Annotated in this window: 14 protein-coding genes; 10 read left to right on the top strand and 4 right to left on the bottom strand. The window is 58.1% G+C overall.

From position 1 onward, the window contains the following. The first annotated feature begins 1 nt into the window (after position 1). From E4631_RS08900 to E4631_RS08865, 8 genes are all read left to right on the top strand, one after another. Positions 2 to 1210 carry a glycosyltransferase family 2 protein gene (locus E4631_RS08900; RefSeq protein ID WP_133659741.1) on the top strand — a complete coding sequence of 403 codons (1209 nt, stop codon included), beginning with the start codon at positions 2 to 4 and terminating at the stop codon, positions 1208 to 1210. Positions 1211 to 1333: 123 nt separating this feature from the next. After that, entirely contained in the window at positions 1334 to 2530 is a 1197-nt protein-coding gene (locus E4631_RS08895; protein WP_133659740.1) for a glycosyltransferase, read from the top strand. A 20-nt stretch (positions 2531 to 2550) separates the two neighbouring features. Next, positions 2551 to 3774: a glycosyltransferase family 1 protein gene (locus E4631_RS08890; RefSeq protein WP_317129127.1), complete on the top strand. Its 1224-nt coding sequence runs from the start codon at positions 2551 to 2553 to the stop codon at positions 3772 to 3774. A 299-nt stretch (positions 3775 to 4073) separates the two neighbouring features. Continuing rightward, on the top strand, positions 4074 to 4463 hold the full coding sequence (locus E4631_RS26925; RefSeq protein WP_302476333.1) for an acyltransferase: 390 nt from the start codon (positions 4074 to 4076) through the stop codon (positions 4461 to 4463). Positions 4464 to 4603: 140 nt separating this feature from the next. Next, a complete protein-coding gene (locus E4631_RS08880; protein ID WP_133659738.1) occupies positions 4604 to 5860 on the top strand; it encodes a glycosyltransferase in 1257 nt (418 codons plus the stop codon). Positions 5861 to 6133: 273 nt separating this feature from the next. Further along, positions 6134 to 7294 (top strand): glycosyltransferase family 2 protein, encoded by a 1161-nt coding sequence (locus E4631_RS08875; RefSeq protein WP_133659737.1) that lies wholly within the window; start codon positions 6134 to 6136, stop codon positions 7292 to 7294. A 116-nt stretch (positions 7295 to 7410) separates the two neighbouring features. Continuing rightward, positions 7411 to 8784 (top strand): oligosaccharide flippase family protein, encoded by a 1374-nt coding sequence (locus E4631_RS08870; RefSeq protein ID WP_133659736.1) that lies wholly within the window; start codon positions 7411 to 7413, stop codon positions 8782 to 8784. 23 nt (positions 8785 to 8807) lie between these two features. Beyond that, positions 8808 to 9656 (top strand): beta-1,6-N-acetylglucosaminyltransferase, encoded by an 849-nt coding sequence (locus E4631_RS08865; protein WP_133659735.1) that lies wholly within the window; start codon positions 8808 to 8810, stop codon positions 9654 to 9656. Here E4631_RS08865 and E4631_RS08860 read toward each other — a convergent pair whose 3' ends face one another. After that, on the bottom strand, positions 9657 to 10517 hold the full coding sequence (locus E4631_RS08860; RefSeq protein WP_133659734.1) for a DUF707 domain-containing protein: 861 nt from the start codon (positions 10515 to 10517) through the stop codon (positions 9657 to 9659). It abuts the gene before it with no gap. Positions 10518 to 10728: 211 nt separating this feature from the next. Further along, positions 10729 to 11736 carry a hypothetical protein gene (locus tag E4631_RS08855; protein ID WP_133659733.1) on the bottom strand — a complete coding sequence of 336 codons (1008 nt, stop codon included), beginning with the start codon at positions 11734 to 11736 and terminating at the stop codon, positions 10729 to 10731. Between the two features lie 251 nt (positions 11737 to 11987). On the opposite strand from E4631_RS08855, the gene E4631_RS08850 reads away from it, so the two are divergent. Further along, positions 11988 to 12404 carry a hypothetical protein gene (locus tag E4631_RS08850; RefSeq protein ID WP_133659732.1) on the top strand — a complete coding sequence of 139 codons (417 nt, stop codon included), beginning with the start codon at positions 11988 to 11990 and terminating at the stop codon, positions 12402 to 12404. 82 nt (positions 12405 to 12486) lie between these two features. Here the strand turns inward: E4631_RS08850 and E4631_RS08845 are convergent, their stop codons facing one another. Beyond that, complete coding sequence (locus tag E4631_RS08845; protein ID WP_133659731.1) at positions 12487 to 13596, bottom strand: alkene reductase; 1110 nt, start codon at positions 13594 to 13596, stop codon at positions 12487 to 12489. Between the two features lie 112 nt (positions 13597 to 13708). Then, the gene (gene prmC, locus E4631_RS08840) at positions 13709 to 14569 is read right to left on the bottom strand and encodes a peptide chain release factor N(5)-glutamine methyltransferase (RefSeq protein ID WP_133659730.1); all 861 of its coding nucleotides are present in this window, start codon (positions 14567 to 14569) and stop codon (positions 13709 to 13711) included. A gap of 89 nt (positions 14570 to 14658) precedes the next feature. On the opposite strand from prmC, the gene ribD reads away from it, so the two are divergent. Further along, positions 14659 to 15720 carry a bifunctional diaminohydroxyphosphoribosylaminopyrimidine deaminase/5-amino-6-(5-phosphoribosylamino)uracil reductase RibD gene (gene ribD, locus E4631_RS08835; protein ID WP_133659729.1) on the top strand — a complete coding sequence of 354 codons (1062 nt, stop codon included), beginning with the start codon at positions 14659 to 14661 and terminating at the stop codon, positions 15718 to 15720. Positions 15721 to 15794 lie beyond the last annotated feature (74 nt).

The following is a 15794-nucleotide window of genomic DNA, read 5'->3' as shown; positions in this document are numbered from 1 at the left end:
CATGAGCGTACTCCTGCTGATTTCAGCCCTCCTGCTATATATTCTTGGCGGTTACCTACTGTTCAACGTTGGGTATCTGTTCCTTTTTTCCGTAGCTGGACATTTACGGCCGGCTGCTACCAAGGCTGGTTCTGCCAAATTCGGCACCCCGATGCGCCGCATGTGCGTGCTAATGCCTGCTTACCAAGCCGATGCGGTAATTTGCGAAACCGCGCTAACGGCAGTCCAGCATCGCTACGCCGGCCACGCCGATGTGCATGTTATTGCCGATGGCCTGCAACCTGCTACCGTGCAAGCGCTGCGGCAGCAAGGAGCAGGGGTAGTAGAGGTATCCTTTGTAAAAAGCACCAAAGGCAAAGCGTTGCTTGCCGCCCTCGACTCGCTACCCGCAGAAGCCTATGACGTAGCGGTGATTCTGGATGTAGATAACGTGATGAGCGCCGGGTTTTTAGACCAGGTAAACGGCGAAATGGCCACTGGCAGCCGCGTAGTGCAGGGCCACCGCACAGCCAAAAACCTGGATTCGCCTTTTGCCGTGCTCGACGCCTGCAACGAGGAAATCAACAACCATATTTTCCGGCAGGGCCATGTTAGCCTGGGTATGTCGTCGGCGCTCATTGGCTCGGGTATGGCGTTCGATTATCAGTACCTGCATCAATTGCTACGAGACATCGGGGAAACGCCAGGTGAAGATAAAGAACTGGAATTCAAGATTTTGAAAGACCAGACGAAAATAGCCTATCTTCCCTCGGCGCACGTATACGACGAGAAAATTCCTAATTCCAAAGTGTTCACCGCCCAGCGCACTCGTTGGCTAGCGGCCCAACAGGAGTTTTTGCGCAAGTATTTTCTCGAAGGACTGCGCCAGCTCGGACGAGGTAATACTGACTTCGCAGACAAGGTTTTACAGGTTTTGCTTTTGCCACGTATCCTGCTGCTGGGGCTTTTGGGTGTGTCCTTGGTGCTATCGCTGTGGTGGGCACCGGGGCCGGGACCGGTTTTTTGGCTTGTGCTGCTGGCCAGCACGGTGGCAGCCCTACTCATAGCCCTTCCTAGGCGCTTGTACACTAAGCAGGTAGGCAAATCCTTGTTGTACTTACCCGTAGCTTTGGGCGCAATGATTTTGGCTTTATTGCAGATGCGCAAGGCCAAAACCTCTTTTATGCACACGCCCCACGCAGCTTCGGGCCCATCGTCCTCACTGCTTTAGCCGCTTAGTATATGCCTTGGGAAATCATTGTTTTACCGGCTCTTATCTGTTTATTTCTAGGGGTACGCCAGGGCTTGCGGGCTACCGCCGACCAATAATTTGACGTTTAGCCTCTTGCGGCTTATGAAGCACCAAAATATTATCATGCTGTGCCAGCAGAATTGGGAGTTGGGAATCGAAACCAACGCCCGCAATCTAGCTTACGAGTTGGCCAGGCAAAATAGTGTTTTATACATTAATATGCCGCTAGACTTCAACACCGTATTACAGCGTTACCGCGAACCTGTGATTTGGGAGCGCCTGCGCCAACTATTTACGCAACCCACCCCGAAGCAGGTAGGCAGCAATCTTTGGGTATTCACGCCAAATATTCTGGGACTTTCCATTAATTGGTTGGCTTCCAAGAAATTATTCAAAGTCCTTAACCGCTTCAATAGCCAGCTACTGGCCCGTAGCATCAGCCGGGCGGTGCGGTCGCTGAAGTTCGACTCGTACTATTTATTGCAGGATGGGCTCATTTTTCAGGGGCTAGAGCTGCCGCGGTTATTACAGCCAAAAAAGTCTATCTACTACTTGCGCGACTACATGATTGCGGTGCCGTACTTCCGTCGGCACGGGCCCTGGGCCGAGCAGCAGCTAATGCGACAGGCCGATATAGTAGTAACTAATTCGGCTTACCTCAACGATTATGCCCGCCAGTACACGCCCCGCAGCTATAATATTGGGCAGGGCTGCGTACTCACGCGCTACCAGGCCGACGGCACGTATGCCCTACCCCCCGACCTGGCGGCCGTGCCCCACCCGCGCATCGGCTACACCGGCTACCTCACCAGCCTGCGCCTCGACCTGGACCTGCTCCTGACCCTGGCCCGCCAGCGCCCCCACTGGAGCCTCGTGCTCGTGGGGCCCGAGGACGAGGCCTTCCGCCACAGCCCGCTGCACCAACTCCCTAACGTTTTCTTCCTGGGTAGAAAGAAGCCGGACGAGCTGCCCGCTTACCTGCACTACTTTGATGTATGCATTAACCCGCAGCTTATCAACGACATCACCATCGGCAACTACCCCCTCAAAGTAGACGAATACCTGGCCATGGGGCGGCCCGTGGTGGCCACTCACACGCGGGCCATGGAGATGTTTGCCGACCACGTGTACCTGGCCGCCGATGCCCCCGCCTGGCTCGCCGCCCTCGAACAGGCCCTAGCCGACAACGGCCCCAGCTCAGTAGCCAACCGCGTTGGCTTTGCTAATAGCCATACCTGGGCAGCCAGCACCCAGGCCCTATACGATGCCCTGGCCATTACCAATCCCGCACTGGTTTAGTCCTCCCTGACCTCTACTCTATGACTATGCAAACTACTGACTATCTAGATATTAGCACCAAACCTACCGGCCAACCAGGCGGGGCGCGGCTGCGAATTGGTATCGAGGCCCAGCGGCTCTTTCGCCCGCACAAGCATGGGATGGATATCGTGGCACTAGAGTTAGTCAAGAACCTACAGCAGCTTGACCAGCACAACGAGTATTTCATTTTTGTCAAGCCCGATGAAGACAATACCGTGCTGCAGGAGACGGCCAACTTTCACATTGTAGAGGTTGCGGGTGGCCCCTACCCCCTCTGGGAGCAGGTGCTACTGCCGCGGGCGGCCCGCCGGGCCAAGGTAGACCTGCTCCACTGCACCAGCAACACGGCGCCGCTGAAAGCCGGCGCGCCGCTGGTAATAACCCTGCACGACATCATCTACCTAGAGCCCTTAGACTTACGCCGGGGCAGCTGGTACCAGCGCATTGGTAATCTCTACCGGCGCTGGAATGTACCGAAGGTCGTACCCCAGTCCCGGCGCATACTCACCGTCTCGGCCTTCGAGCAGGCACGCATCGAGCAGCGCCTCCCCGGCTCGCCCCTACAAGTGGTTTACAACGGGGTAGGCGAGCAATTTAGGCCCATTACTGATGGCGCGGCCCTAGCGGCAGCCCAAGCGCAGTATGGTTTGCCCGAGCGCTTCATGTTCTTTCTGGCCAATACGGACCCCAAGAAAAACCTGCGCGGCGTGCTGCAAGCGCTTGCCCAGCTGAAGCAGCAAGGGCAGCTGGCTTGCAAGCTGGTGATGCTCGACTATAAAGAAAGCGCGCTGAGCGCCATCTTACAGGAGCTGAATGCCCCTGAGTTGCGGGCCGATATTTTGTTGTGTGGTTACGTGCCCAACCACCAGCTGCCGCTCATCTATTCGCTGGCGGAGATTTTCCTGTATCCTTCCCTACGTGAGAGCTTTGGCATTCCTATTCTGGAAGCGATGGCCTGCGGCACGCCCGTTATTACTAGCACAACCTCGTCTATGCCCGAAGTAGCGGGCGATGCGGCGCTGCTCATTGACCCTACCAAGCCGGAGGCTATTGCCGCTGCCATTCGGCAGCTGCAAAATAACCCGGCTGAGCGCGCTATGCTAGCGGCCAAAGGGCTGGAGCGCGTCAAGCATTTTTCGTGGCGCGAAACTGCTCACCAAGTGCTTCAGGTATATAAACAGGTAGTGAATAACGAGCGCGTTGCGGCCACACGCACTGCTTGACAAGCGGTTGCACATTTATCAGAATGATTTATCTCACTTTCTAGAACTATTCTTGTATGGCCTTAGTAGACAAAATCAAGAATAGCCCCGGTCTCAAACGGCTTACGCTGCACTTGCTGCTGGTGCCGCGTGAGGCCCGGCCCCGGCGCTGGGTTAGCTGGCTGGTAAACCCTTTTTTGCACCAGCGCGGTCGGCAGTCCCTCATTAGGTGGCGAACCCGGCTTGACGTAGTTCCATTCAACAAATTTTCCCTTGGTTATCAATCAATTATAGAAGATTTTTCCACGATTAACAATGGCATGGGAGCCGTTATAATTGGCGACCGCACGCTGGTTGGCATGAGTAATGTACTTATTGGTCCCCTACGCATTGGCAATGACGTGATTATGGCACAGAACATCGTGTTGTCGGGTCTTAATCACGGCTATCTTGATGTGAAAATTCCCATTCGCGACCAACCCTGCACAACGGCTGAAATTGTGGTGGAGGATGAAGTCTGGATTGGAGCTAACTCCGTTATCACGGCGGGCGTGCGCATTGGGCGGCACGCGGTGGTAGCGGGGGGTAGCGTTGTGACGAAGGATGTGCCACCCTACACCATTGTGGGCGGTAACCCTGCCCGCCCGCTGAAGGCTTACAACCCCGAGACTGGGCAGTGGCTGCGCGTTGCTCCACCCGCAGACTCGTGAGATAAATTATGCACTACTCAACTAGTTACCACTTATTGTCTTACCTCTATTATTTCTGAATTGCTCAGCTAACTTTTATATCTTTCTTGAAGGAACCGCGACTTGTTATCTAAAACAAACTTTCGCCAGATGCTCGCTATATGCACGGCCAGAATATTATCATCATAGCCCAGCAAAACTGGGATACCATCATTGGCACAAATCCTAGGAATATGGCCAAAGAGTTTGCCCGTCACAATCGGGTGCTCTACGTCAATATGCCCCTGGATGTCAATACGGTACTCCGTGGGCACCGGGAGCCTGGCGTACGGAAGCGCCTGCGGGTGCTGCTTGGCCAGGCCGAAGACCTTGCACAAGTAGAGCCCAATGTGTGGGTACTTACTACGAGAGTACTGTTGATGTCGGCCAATTGGCTGAAATCCAGACATTTGTTTTCCCTGGTTAATCAGTTAAATGCCTGGCTATTAGCCAAGAGCATTAGGAAAGCGGCCCGCGCGGCTGGCTTCGACTCGTATTATCTCCTGCAGGATGGGTTGATATATCCGGGCCTGGAATTGAAGCGGCTGCTAAAACCTATTCAATTTATCTACAACATCCGGGACTACGTGATGGGGGTGCCCTATTTTCAGCGGCACGGCCCTTGGCTGGAAGCAGCCATTATCAAGCAGGCTGATTTAGTGGCCGCTAACTCGGCCTACCTGCGCGATTACTCTTTGCAGTATAACGAGCAGAGTTTTGATATCGGCCAGGGATGCGTACTATCCATGTACCAGGCCGACGGCACGTATGCCCTACCCCCTGACCTGGCGGCCGTGCCCCACCCGCGCATCGGCTACACCGGCTACCTCACCAGCCTGCGCCTCGACCTGGACCTACTCCTGACCCTAGCCCGCCAGCGCCCCCACTGGAGCCTCGTGCTCGTGGGGCCCGAGGACGAGGCCTTCCGCCGCAGCCCGCTACACCAGCTTCCCAACGTTTTCTTCTTGGGCACCAAGTCGCCTAATGAGCTGGCGGCCTACCTGCACCACTGCGATGTGTGCATTAACCCGCAGCTTATCAATGACATCACCATCGGCAACTACCCCCTCAAAATAGACGAATACCTGGCCATGGGGCGGCCCGTGGTGGCCACTCACACGCGGGCTATGGAGATGTTTGCCGACCACGTGTATCTGGCCGCCGATGCCCCCGCCTGGCTCGCCGCCCTCGAACAGGCCCTAGCAGACCACAGTCCACAGCGTAGTGCCGCCCAGATTGCTTTTTCAAAAAGCCATACCTGGGAGGCAAGCGTGGGGCTGCTCTACCAGGCCATGACGGAGGTAGCGAAGCACAACACTGCCCCCCAGTTGCATACCGGAGTACCAGCCACGGTGGCTACCAACGCGGCCCATTCTTAGTCTTATTTGCTACACTCCTACTAGCCAATACCTGCGGCAGCTTTTTGCCTACTACTTGGCCTACCATCTTATTCCGTAGTGGCGCACACGCCGCAAGCACCTCTCGCAGTAGCAACGCCCGTTGGTGCTTGCAGCCTCGCTCAGCTTGGGCGGGTAGCAAACCTAGCCCGGTTTTAGCTTGTCGAACTACCTGCTGTGGCGATGTTACCCGGCGGGGGCTCGGTTCACCGGCCCTGTTACCGGCAAGGATGCCCTCGCCTTTATCATACTATTATGCTTGTTTTTCTGTTTTGGCTGGCTCTGGCCATTGTGCTGTACACGTATGCCGGCTATGCGCTGCTCGTGTGGCCGTGGGCACGCTGGGCGCGGCGCAGTGCTCCGGCCACGGTCAGTTCCTTTGAGCCAGAGGTAACCCTGGTAGTGCCTGCTTACAACGAAGCTGATATTCTGGCCGAAAAGGTGCGCAATTGCCTGACTCTGGACTACCCGTCCGAGAAGCTTCACCTACTGTTCATTACCGATGGCTCGACTGATAACTCGGCGGAGGTGCTAGCGGCCTTCCCGCGGGTGCGGCACTTGCACCTAGCGGCGCGCGGGGGTAAGTCAATGGCTGAAAACCGAGCCATTCGCTACGTCACTTCCCCTTACGTCGTCTTTACGGACTGCAACACGACCCTTAACCCGGAGGCCGTACGCAAGCTGGTGTGCCACTACGCCGATGAGCGGGTAGGGGCCGTATCGGGCGAGAAGCGCGTATTGCGCGATGGCAGCACCTCGGGCGCAGGCGAAGGCCTGTACTGGAAGTACGAGTCTTTTCTCAAAAAATGCGACTCTGATATCATCAGCCTAATGGGCGCCGCAGGCGAGCTGGTTTCTTTTCGCACCGCGCTCTTCAAGCCCCTGGAAGCCGACACCATTCTGGATGACTTTGTGCAGTCGATGCGCATTGTAGATAAAGGCTACCGGGTAGTGTACGAGCCGGACGCCTACGCCATGGAGCCGCCCTCTTTTTCGCTGAAGGAGGAGATGAAGCGCAAGGTGCGCATTTGCGCGGGTGGCTGGCAGGCCATGAGCCGGCTACTACCCCTGCTCAATCCTTTCAAGCACCCCACTATCAGCTTTTTATACATTTCGCACCGCGTGCTACGCTGGAGCCTTACGCCGCTGCTGCTGGCCTTATTGCTACCGCTAAACGGCCTGCTGGCCTATGCTTACGGGGGTATCTACTCAATTATCCTTGCCGGGCAGCTCTTGTTTTACGGGGCAGCAGCGGCCGGCTGGTGGCGGGCGGCCCAAGGCAAAGCCACTGGGCCACTAGTGATACCGCTCTTTTTTACGATGATGAACGTGGCCGTATTCCAGGGTGCCAGCCGGTTTTTACGCGATGCCCAGCCTGCTGCCTGGGACAAGGCCCAGCGGGCAACTACCTCCTAACCAGTTGTTGAGCTACTAGTTGCTGGTTAGTAGCCAATGACCTGTAAGGCTAGCAACTACTACTTATTGCCTGATAACTTAGCTACCGGCTACCCCTACCCTGCTTCTATCGCCTCATGAGAAACCGACTGATTACTAAATTATTATCCTATACTGGCAATCCGCAATTCTTATCTCTGGCCGGCAACCTCACGGTATCGGTCATGAGTATTATATCTGTCTCGCTGCTGTTTCGGGTACTGCCCGTGAAGGCGCTGGGCATGTGGGTGTTCTTTAGCTCCACAGTCGGGCTGGCCGATGCATTTCGGTCTGGATTTTTGACCACGGCGCTGGTTCGGGCGTGTTCGGGCGCTACCCCCGCCCGCAAGGCCGAAGTCACGGCTTCAGCTTGGGCTATCGCCTTGGCCGTCACGGGTATTATGGGTGCCATCAACGTGGGCGCGTGGCTGTGGTTTGGCCACTCGGGTAGTGAGGAGCTGGTAGTGGTGCTGCGCTGGTTTGGTATTGTGCTGCTTGTGACGCTGCCCTACTTCATGGCCACCTGCATCTTGCAGGCCGAAATGCGGTTTGACCGCATTCTCTACGTGCGCCTGATGTCGCAGGGCATCTTTGTCTTGGGCGTTGTTGGGCTGCTATTTATGGGCACAGCCAGCCTGCTCTACGTGGTGTACTGCTACGTGCTCTCGTCGTTCATCACGAGTGTGGCTACCCTGGTGTTGGGCTGGTCGCAGCTAGGCAACTGGCCCCACCGCACCAAGGAGTGCATTCTTGAGCTGGCGCACTTCGGGAAATACAGCGTGGGTAGCTACGTGGGTACCAACCTGCTACGCAGTTCCGACACCTTTCTCATCAACTTCATGCTGGGGCCGGCCGCCCTCGCGGTATATAACCTGGCGGGCCGCTTTATTGAGCTGATTGACATTCCGTTACGCAGCTTCATGGCTACCGCGATTCCGGCCTTGTCCGCCGCTTTCAACCAGGACAAGCTGCCGGAGGTGCTGCGCCTGCTCCGCAAAAATGCCGGCATGCTGACCTGGGCTTTCTTACCCATCATCGTGGGCACTATCTTCCTGGCCGACATTCCTATTTACCTGATTGGCGGGGCCAAGTACCAAGGCACTGAGGCAGCCAACCTACTGCGCATCAGCATGGTAATTGCGATATTGTTTCCTATCGACCGGTTTTTGGGGGTGACCCTCGATGTGGTGAACCAGCCGCAGCTAAACCTGTTGAAGGTATTTCTGATGCTGGGCGTCAACGTGGTGGGCGATGTGGTGGCGTTAAAGCTATTCCACAACATCTATGGCGTAGCGCTGGCCAGCTTGCCAACTGCCATTGCCGGCTTCGTTTTTGGCTACCTTCAGCTGAAGCGGTTTCTGCCTATTTCGCTTAAAGACATTATCACTACCGGGTTCTTCGAGTTTAAGATTCTACTCACCAGCCTACTCACCAAGCTGCACAGCCTACGCCCCAGCCACGAGTCCCGATAGATTAACTACCAGCTAGTTAGCGCATGAAAGTTGCTCACCTTATTCTGGCGCACAAAGCACCAACTCAGTTAGAGCGGCTGGTACGGGCCCTCGCCCACCCGCAAGCCGACTGCTTCATTCACCTCGACCGCAAGGCAGATAGCCAGGCCTTTGCCGCGCTGGCTAGCTTGCCCGGCGTGCGCTTCATCAGCCACCGGTTCGATGTGCGCTGGGGTGGCTACAGTCTTACCCAGGCTGCACTGGAAAGCATGCGGGAAATTCTGCAAGCTTCGGCCGACTATGAGGTTATCAACCTAATCAGTGGCGAAGACTACCCTATTAAGCCGCTGGCGGCGATTCACGATTTTTGGGCGCAGCATCCGGGCAACTCTTTTTTAGAATACGAGCCCGCCGGCTCGGCCTGGTGGCAGGCCAATATGCGCCGCGCCACCCAGTACTATCTCACCGAGCTTAGCTTTCCGGGGCAGCATGTCGTTGAGCGGCTGCTCAATCGGCTGCTGCCGCGCCGGCGGCCACCCCTACCCCAGCTGTATGGCGGCAACATGGGCGGCTGGTACACCCTGAGCCGGGCCTGCGCCGAATACGCAATTACCTACCTAGATGCCCACCCGCGCCTGCGCCGGTATGCCCGCTTCACGTGGGGCTCAGACGAGTTTTTGATTCACTCTATTCTGCTGAACTCGCCGCTCGCCGCTACTATCGTCAACAACAACATGCGCTACATCGACTGGTCGGGGGGGGGTAGCAGCCCGCGTGTATTGACCCAGGCCGACCTGCCAGCGCTGCGCGCTTCGCCTCGCCTGTTTGCCCGCAAGTTTGACAGCCAGCGCGATGCCGTCGTGCTCGACGGGCTAGACCAGACCAACCGCTGACTACACGTGCGTGCGCACCACCTTCACTCCTAAGCGATTGTACACCCGCGACATCACGTCGTAGTCTTGCACGCGCTGGCGAAACTTACTCATGCGCTCGCGCATTTTATAGAGGCGAAATACTGCCGGGTTGTGAGTTGGATTCACAAACTCTAGGCGACCGTACTCCACGAAGTTGTTCTTGATAGCATCGTATTTCTGGATGATGGCTTCCCATTCCTCGTAGGGGTCGGCTTTAATCTTCTTGTAAAGCTCGCCGCCGCCCACCGGCCGGGTGTGCTCCATTACTACGGCATCGAACACGCCAAGTTTGTTCTGCGGGTAGCCTAACAGCTTGGGCCACACCGAGTCGAGCCCCCAGGAGGACTTGTTTTCGTTGAAGCTAACCAAGCACTTACGGAGTGCCTCCTGACTGAAAAGCGGCGCCATTACCTCCACCTGCCCCATGTAGCGCAACATGCAGTCTGGCTTATTCTTGAAGATGGGCCAACTGCAGAAAGAGTTGTGCGAGAGCGAAGCTTGCGTTATCGACATATTAAACGTGCGGCTCAGCTCAAACATGCGGTTGATATCGGCCGTGCTCAAGGCAATATCGTCGTCAATAAAGTAGAAATAATCGTACTTATCAAGCAGTTGAGGCGCCACGGTGGTTAGCAGCGCGTGCAGCATCTTGTACTTAAAATCCTTCAGGTGGTAGAAATACTCTACCTGCTGCGGGAGCGAAGCATCGTTAATTTCTGCGTGGTAGAACAGCAGGCAGGTATCAAATTCCTTTGCCGCAGGGTTGTTCAACCAATGGGTAGAGAATAGCGTGGAGGCATTACCACAGGGAGCTACTACCAGATTACGATTAGGCTTCATAGGCTAGATAATGTAGAAAAGCTTGAAACTGACGCAAATATAAACCGCAAGCACTCTTTTTTAGCGGCCACTTCAATTTTTACAAGAAATAGTAGTGCTTTTCTAAGCATTTGTGCCAGCTTGGTTAGCCGGTGTTTGCAGCCACGCACGCTTTGGGGGCGAGCGACGGTATTTACTGGCAAGGCGACCATTTTGTTGGGACAGGGTACTGCTAAGGCCGGGGCTGCTTGGCCAAACGCACCAGCAGCTGCAAGCCGGCGGTGCTGCCCGCGGGCAGCTTCACCACGCGCATGAGCCCATAAATAGGCTTAGGCTTGGAACCTGTATCGGTCCCATCGTACGTGTGAAAGGCATAGACTTGGTCAGCGACCAGCTTATTGAGCAGCGTAACCGAGTTGTTGGCCACGAACTGCTGCCGGATGCTTATACTATCCTTGGCATCGGCAAAAGTGGTGGGGGTGAGCGCAGTGAGCGAGAAGCGCGTGGGGTGAATAGTGGATTTGGACCAGAGCTTGGCGTTGAGGGTAATGCTGGGTTCGTCGGTGGTGGCCAGGCGCGCGGCGTCGAGCAGCAAAACCAAATCGGTTTTCTTTTGCAGCGACGGGCTGGATAAAACTGAGTAGGAAGGATACACGAGGCCCGACTTGAGGTCGATGAAGCGCCGGGCGCCCGAGCCGTAGGTGTTGTTGGAGGACGGCAGGTTCAGGGTATAGTCGTGGTATACAGTGGTAGAATCGGCGCGGCGCACCGCGAGCGTAAAGGAGCGCGCCGAGGTACTGCTATCCGTATCGGTAGCTTTGAAAAGCCACGTTTCGGTGCCCGAGGTGGTGCGCGCGCCGAAGGTAGACGTATACAGAAAGTCGCGGGGCAGCGTAGTGAGCGTCGAATCGAGGTACACTACTTCCTGGCTGGTTGGCAGGCTGGTGTAGCTGAATGTGGCCAGGTTGGTGGGGTAGGCGAAGGGCGCGGTGAGGGGCGAATAGGTGACCGTGACGCGAAAATGGGTGAGCCGGTTGGTACTCGCGGCCTCGGTGCTGGTGGCGGCGTAGAGGCGGGTCGAGAGCGTGTCGCCGGCGCCCACGGTTTTGCTGCCCGACGTGAAGCGGGACGAGCTGATGTAATACAGCTTGAGTGGGCTGTTGCTTTTGGTACAGGCTGCCAGTAGCAGCGACAAAGGCAGAGCAACGAGCAACAGATGGATGAGTGGGCGACGAAACATAGGCAGAAGCAAAGGTCGGCAGGCCGGCGCGGACGGCGCGCCTACTTCTTCCTCTAACGCGCAGCTGCGGCTACTTATTCCGCGCTCTTAGGCGCGCGGGCGTTTTCACTCGTTACGGCTGGCCGCTCCTACCCCTGCGCTACCGACAACCTGCCGGAAATCAAGTTTTCAAAAACCTGATTACTTAGCTTTTATCTATAATATTTTTATTCAGACAGTTCTCATACATGGGCTTTTATCTTTGGTGCGTTATGGCACTGGCATCTTCCCCTACCGTCTTTTTTGAGAATATCGCCGGCCAGGTACTGGTGCAGCCGGCGGGCTACTTATACTCGTGCTGGAGTGCCAACCCGCGCACTTTTGCCGAGACGAAGGCCCTGCTGCTGCACCTAAGCCAGGGCCTGAAGCATTTTGGCTGGAGCCGTGTACTGAGCAATCAGCTCGCTATGCCGCCCTTCTCGGCCGAAGAGCAAGCCTGGATAACCCAGGAGTGGCTGCCGCTTGCCGTGCACGAGGCCGGCTACCGCGCGGGCGCCATCTTGCTGGCTACCAACCTCTACGCGCGCCTGGCCACAGCCTTCGTTACCAATGTGCAGGGCCTACCCATCCGCTACCGCTCGTTCGACAACGAGGCCGAAGCCGAGGCGTGGCTGCTGCTGCAGCAATAAGCCTTCAGGCAAAAGGGAGGGGGTAGGAACCGGCAGCTAGCTACCGGTTCCTACCCCCTCCTTATCAAGCCAATGGGCTAGGTTACTTGGCGGCTACTTCGGCCAGGGCCGGGTAGTCGGTGTAGCCTTTGGAGCCGGGCGTGTAGAAGGTATCCTTATCGCCTTTGGCCAGCGGCTCGTTTTGGGCGAAGCGCTCTACCAAGTCGGGGTTCGAGATGTAGAGCGTGCCGTAGGCCACGAGGTCGGCGTCGCCGTCGGCAATCACTTTATTGCCCTTTTCCTGGTCGAAGCCACCGTTGATGATGAGCGTGCCTTGGTACATAGGGCGATAGTGCTTGGCAATGTGCGGCTCGGCAAACTCGTTCTTACTCACGTCGGTAAACGGCTCCGACAGGTGCAGGTACGCCAGGCCGTAGTCATTGAGGCGCTTCACGATGTAGTCAAACGTGGGGATGGTTTCGGCGTCGAGCGTCATGCCAAACAGGCCGTCGAGCGAGGGGTTGAGGCGGGCGCCCACCTTGCCCAGGTCCACGCCGGCCGCCTTAATGGCGTCCAGCACTTCGAAGAAAAACCGCGCGCGGTTCTCGATAGAGCCGCCGTACTCGTCGGTGCGGTGGTTGCTGGTGCCGTTGAAAAACTGGTGAAACAGGTAGCCGTTCGACGAGTGGATTTCCATGCCGTCGAAGCCGGCTTCGAGCGCATTTTTGGCGCCCTGCGCAAAGTCGGCCACCGTTTGCTTGATTTGGGCCGTCGTCATGGCGGCCGGCGCTACCGTGTCCTTCATGCCAGTGGGCGTGAATACCTGGCTGTGGGGGTTAAGGGCCGAAGCCGACAGCGGCAGGTTGCCGCCCAGCAGGTCGGGGTGCGACATGCGGCCCACATGCCAGATTTGGGCAAAAAACTTTCCGCCTTTGGCGCGCACGGCAGCGGTTACTTTTTTCCAGCCAGCAATCTGCTCGGGCGTGTAAATGCCGGGCACGTTGATGTAGCCCACCGCCTCGGGGCTCACAAACACGCCTTCCGAGATGATAAGGCCCGCCGTGGCGCGCTGCGAGTAGTACTCGACCATGAGGTCGTTGGGCACGTTGCCGGCGTTGTCGGCGCGGCTGCGCGTCATGGGGGCCATCACGACGCGGTTGTTCAGGTTTAGCTTATCGGAGTGAAAAGCAGTCAGGAGCGGTTGCTCAGCCATTGCAAAGAAGGAAAAAGTAAAGACAAGGGCTTCCAATCGGGAAGCTACTACAAAGCCTGTATGTACACGTTTTGTTTACGCTACCGCTTTCTCTTTTCCCCTACCCCCCTCGCTACGAGCGAATTGCCACCACCATGCGGGGCCGGTCAAACATATCGTTCACGCCCCGCACGGCTGCGTAGCCCTGCCCGCGCAGCAGCGCCTGCGTTTCGTCCGAGAGCGCCTCGTTAATCTCCAGATACAGCCCGCCACCGGGCCGCAGCAGCCGCAGCCCCAGCTCGCCCAGCCGCCGGTAGAAGCGCAGCGGGTCGTCGTCGGGCACAAACAAGGCGGTGGCGGGCTCCCAGGCCAGCACGTTTGCGCGCATCACGGCGCGCTCGCTTTCGCGCACGTAGGGCGGGTTGCTCACGAAGATATCGAGGCTGCCGGGGGGTAGGCCGGCCGGCAATTCTTGCAGGATATCAACCTGTTGCAGCTCCACCAAGGGCGCGTAGCGGGCCGCGTTGCGCCCGGCCACGGCCAGCGCCCCAGCCGAAATATCGACGGCCACTACCCGTGCCGGCCGGGGCAGCGCCAGCGCCAGCGCAATGGCCAGGCAGCCGCTTCCGGTGCCCACGTCGAGCAGCCGCAGGCCCGGCTGCCCGGCGTAGGCGCGGGCAATAAGCTGCACCAACTCCTCGGTTTCGGGGCGCGGGATGAGGGTAGCGGGCGTCACTTCCAGCTCGAGGCCGGCAAAGTGGGCGGTGCCCAGCACGTACTGCACCGGCTCGTGGGCCAGCAGGCGGGCCTGCACGGCGGGCAGCTGGGCTTGCACGGCGGCGGGCACGGGCGCGGCGGCCTGCATGCGGCGCTGCAAGGGCGAGAAGCCCAGCAGGTGCTCGGCCACCAGGGCGGCAATAGCTTGGGCTTCGGGCGCGGGGTAGTGGGCTTGCAGGGCAGTAGTAAGGTCGGCAGTAAGCTGCTGGGTAGTCATAGGCCGGCAAAGATGGGGACGCGGGGGGTAGGGAAAATTCAGTTTGGCGAATAGCTTTACGTTCCTAACCAGCCCCGCTACCCCCCATCATGCCTGAGCCCGACGATTCGCTTTTTATGCGCCGCGCCCTCGACCTGGCGGCCCTTGGCCGGGGCCACACACGGCCTAACCCCTTGGTAGGCTGCGTGGTGGTGGGGCCCGAGGGCACTATTATTGGCGAGGGCTACCACCAGCAATACGGCGGCCCCCACGCCGAAGTGAACGCCCTGGCCAGCGTGGCCGACCAGGAACTGCTGCGCCAAAGCCGCGTTTTCGTGACCCTGGAGCCCTGCGCGCACCACGGCAAAACGCCGCCCTGCGCCGACTTGCTCATTGCCAAGGGCGTGCCCAAAGTAATTGTGTGCAACGACGACCCCAACCCGCTGGTGGCCGGCCAGGGCCTGGCCCGCATGCGGGAGGCCGGCATCTGGGTGAGCACCGGCCTGCTCGCCGCCGAGGGCCGCCAACTGAACAAGCGCTTCTTCATGGCTCAGGAAAAAAAGCGGCCCTACCTGGTGCTGAAGTGGGCCGAGTCGGCCGATGGGTTTCTGGCTGGGCCGCACTTTCAGCAGGTGCAGCTGAGCGGGCCACAGGCGCAGCTGCTCACCCACCAGTGGCGCACCGACGAGGCGGCCATCCTGGTGGGCACGCGCACGGCCCTGCACGACAACCCCCGCCTGAACGCCCGCGAGTGGCCCGGCCCCCAGCCCACCCGCCTGGTTATCGACAAAAACCTGGCCCTACCCCCCAGCCACCACGTGCTCGACGGCTCGCAGCCCACCATCATCTACACCCACCGCGCGCGCGCCAGCCAACCCAATCTTACCTACGTCACGCTGCCGTTTGCCCCGCCCGGCGCACCGCCCTCGCCCGACCTGATGCCCGCTATACTGGCCGACTTGCAGGCACGCGGCATCGAGTCGGTGCTGGTGGAGGGCGGCCCCACGGTCCTCACTGCTTTGATTAACAGCAATGTATGGGATGAAATCCGGGTTTTTCGCTGCCCCAAGCGCCTGGAGCGCGGCATCGCTGCCCCGCGTCTGGGCCTGCGCGGCTGGCACAGCCGCGAGAAGGTGGGCCCCGACGACCTGTTCACCTATGTAAATGAGTAAGTGAGTAAATGAATAAGGGGAGTAGGGTCATTCTTTCGATGGAACGCCCCTACTCCCTTTACTCATTTACTCAC

This window comes from Hymenobacter sp. UV11 (genome assembly GCF_004684095.1).
Classification (GTDB): Bacteria; Bacteroidota; Bacteroidia; order Cytophagales; family Hymenobacteraceae; genus Hymenobacter.
This window is presented reverse-complemented; position numbering and strand designations above follow the sequence as displayed.

Excerpts from the sequence above, each read along its gene's own strand:
- E4631_RS08900 (WP_133659741.1), top strand. The coding sequence starts at position 2 with ATGAGCGTACTCCTGCTGATTTCAGCCCTCCTGCTATATATTCTTGGC.
- E4631_RS08895 (WP_133659740.1), top strand. The coding sequence starts at position 1,334 with ATGAAGCACCAAAATATTATCATGCTGTGCCAGCAGAATTGGGAGTTG.
- E4631_RS08890 (WP_317129127.1), top strand. The coding sequence starts at position 2,551 with ATGACTATGCAAACTACTGACTATCTAGATATTAGCACCAAACCTACC.
- E4631_RS26925 (WP_302476333.1), top strand. The coding sequence starts at position 4,074 with ATGGGAGCCGTTATAATTGGCGACCGCACGCTGGTTGGCATGAGTAAT.
- E4631_RS08880 (WP_133659738.1), top strand. The coding sequence starts at position 4,604 with ATGCACGGCCAGAATATTATCATCATAGCCCAGCAAAACTGGGATACC.
- E4631_RS08875 (WP_133659737.1), top strand. The coding sequence starts at position 6,134 with ATGCTTGTTTTTCTGTTTTGGCTGGCTCTGGCCATTGTGCTGTACACG.
- E4631_RS08870 (WP_133659736.1), top strand. The coding sequence starts at position 7,411 with ATGAGAAACCGACTGATTACTAAATTATTATCCTATACTGGCAATCCG.
- E4631_RS08865 (WP_133659735.1), top strand. The coding sequence starts at position 8,808 with ATGAAAGTTGCTCACCTTATTCTGGCGCACAAAGCACCAACTCAGTTA.
- E4631_RS08860 (WP_133659734.1), bottom strand. The coding sequence starts at position 10,517 with ATGAAGCCTAATCGTAATCTGGTAGTAGCTCCCTGTGGTAATGCCTCC.
- E4631_RS08855 (WP_133659733.1), bottom strand. The coding sequence starts at position 11,736 with ATGTTTCGTCGCCCACTCATCCATCTGTTGCTCGTTGCTCTGCCTTTG.
- E4631_RS08850 (WP_133659732.1), top strand. The coding sequence starts at position 11,988 with ATGGCACTGGCATCTTCCCCTACCGTCTTTTTTGAGAATATCGCCGGC.
- E4631_RS08845 (WP_133659731.1), bottom strand. The coding sequence starts at position 13,596 with ATGGCTGAGCAACCGCTCCTGACTGCTTTTCACTCCGATAAGCTAAAC.
- prmC (WP_133659730.1), bottom strand. The coding sequence starts at position 14,569 with ATGACTACCCAGCAGCTTACTGCCGACCTTACTACTGCCCTGCAAGCC.
- ribD (WP_133659729.1), top strand. The coding sequence starts at position 14,659 with ATGCCTGAGCCCGACGATTCGCTTTTTATGCGCCGCGCCCTCGACCTG.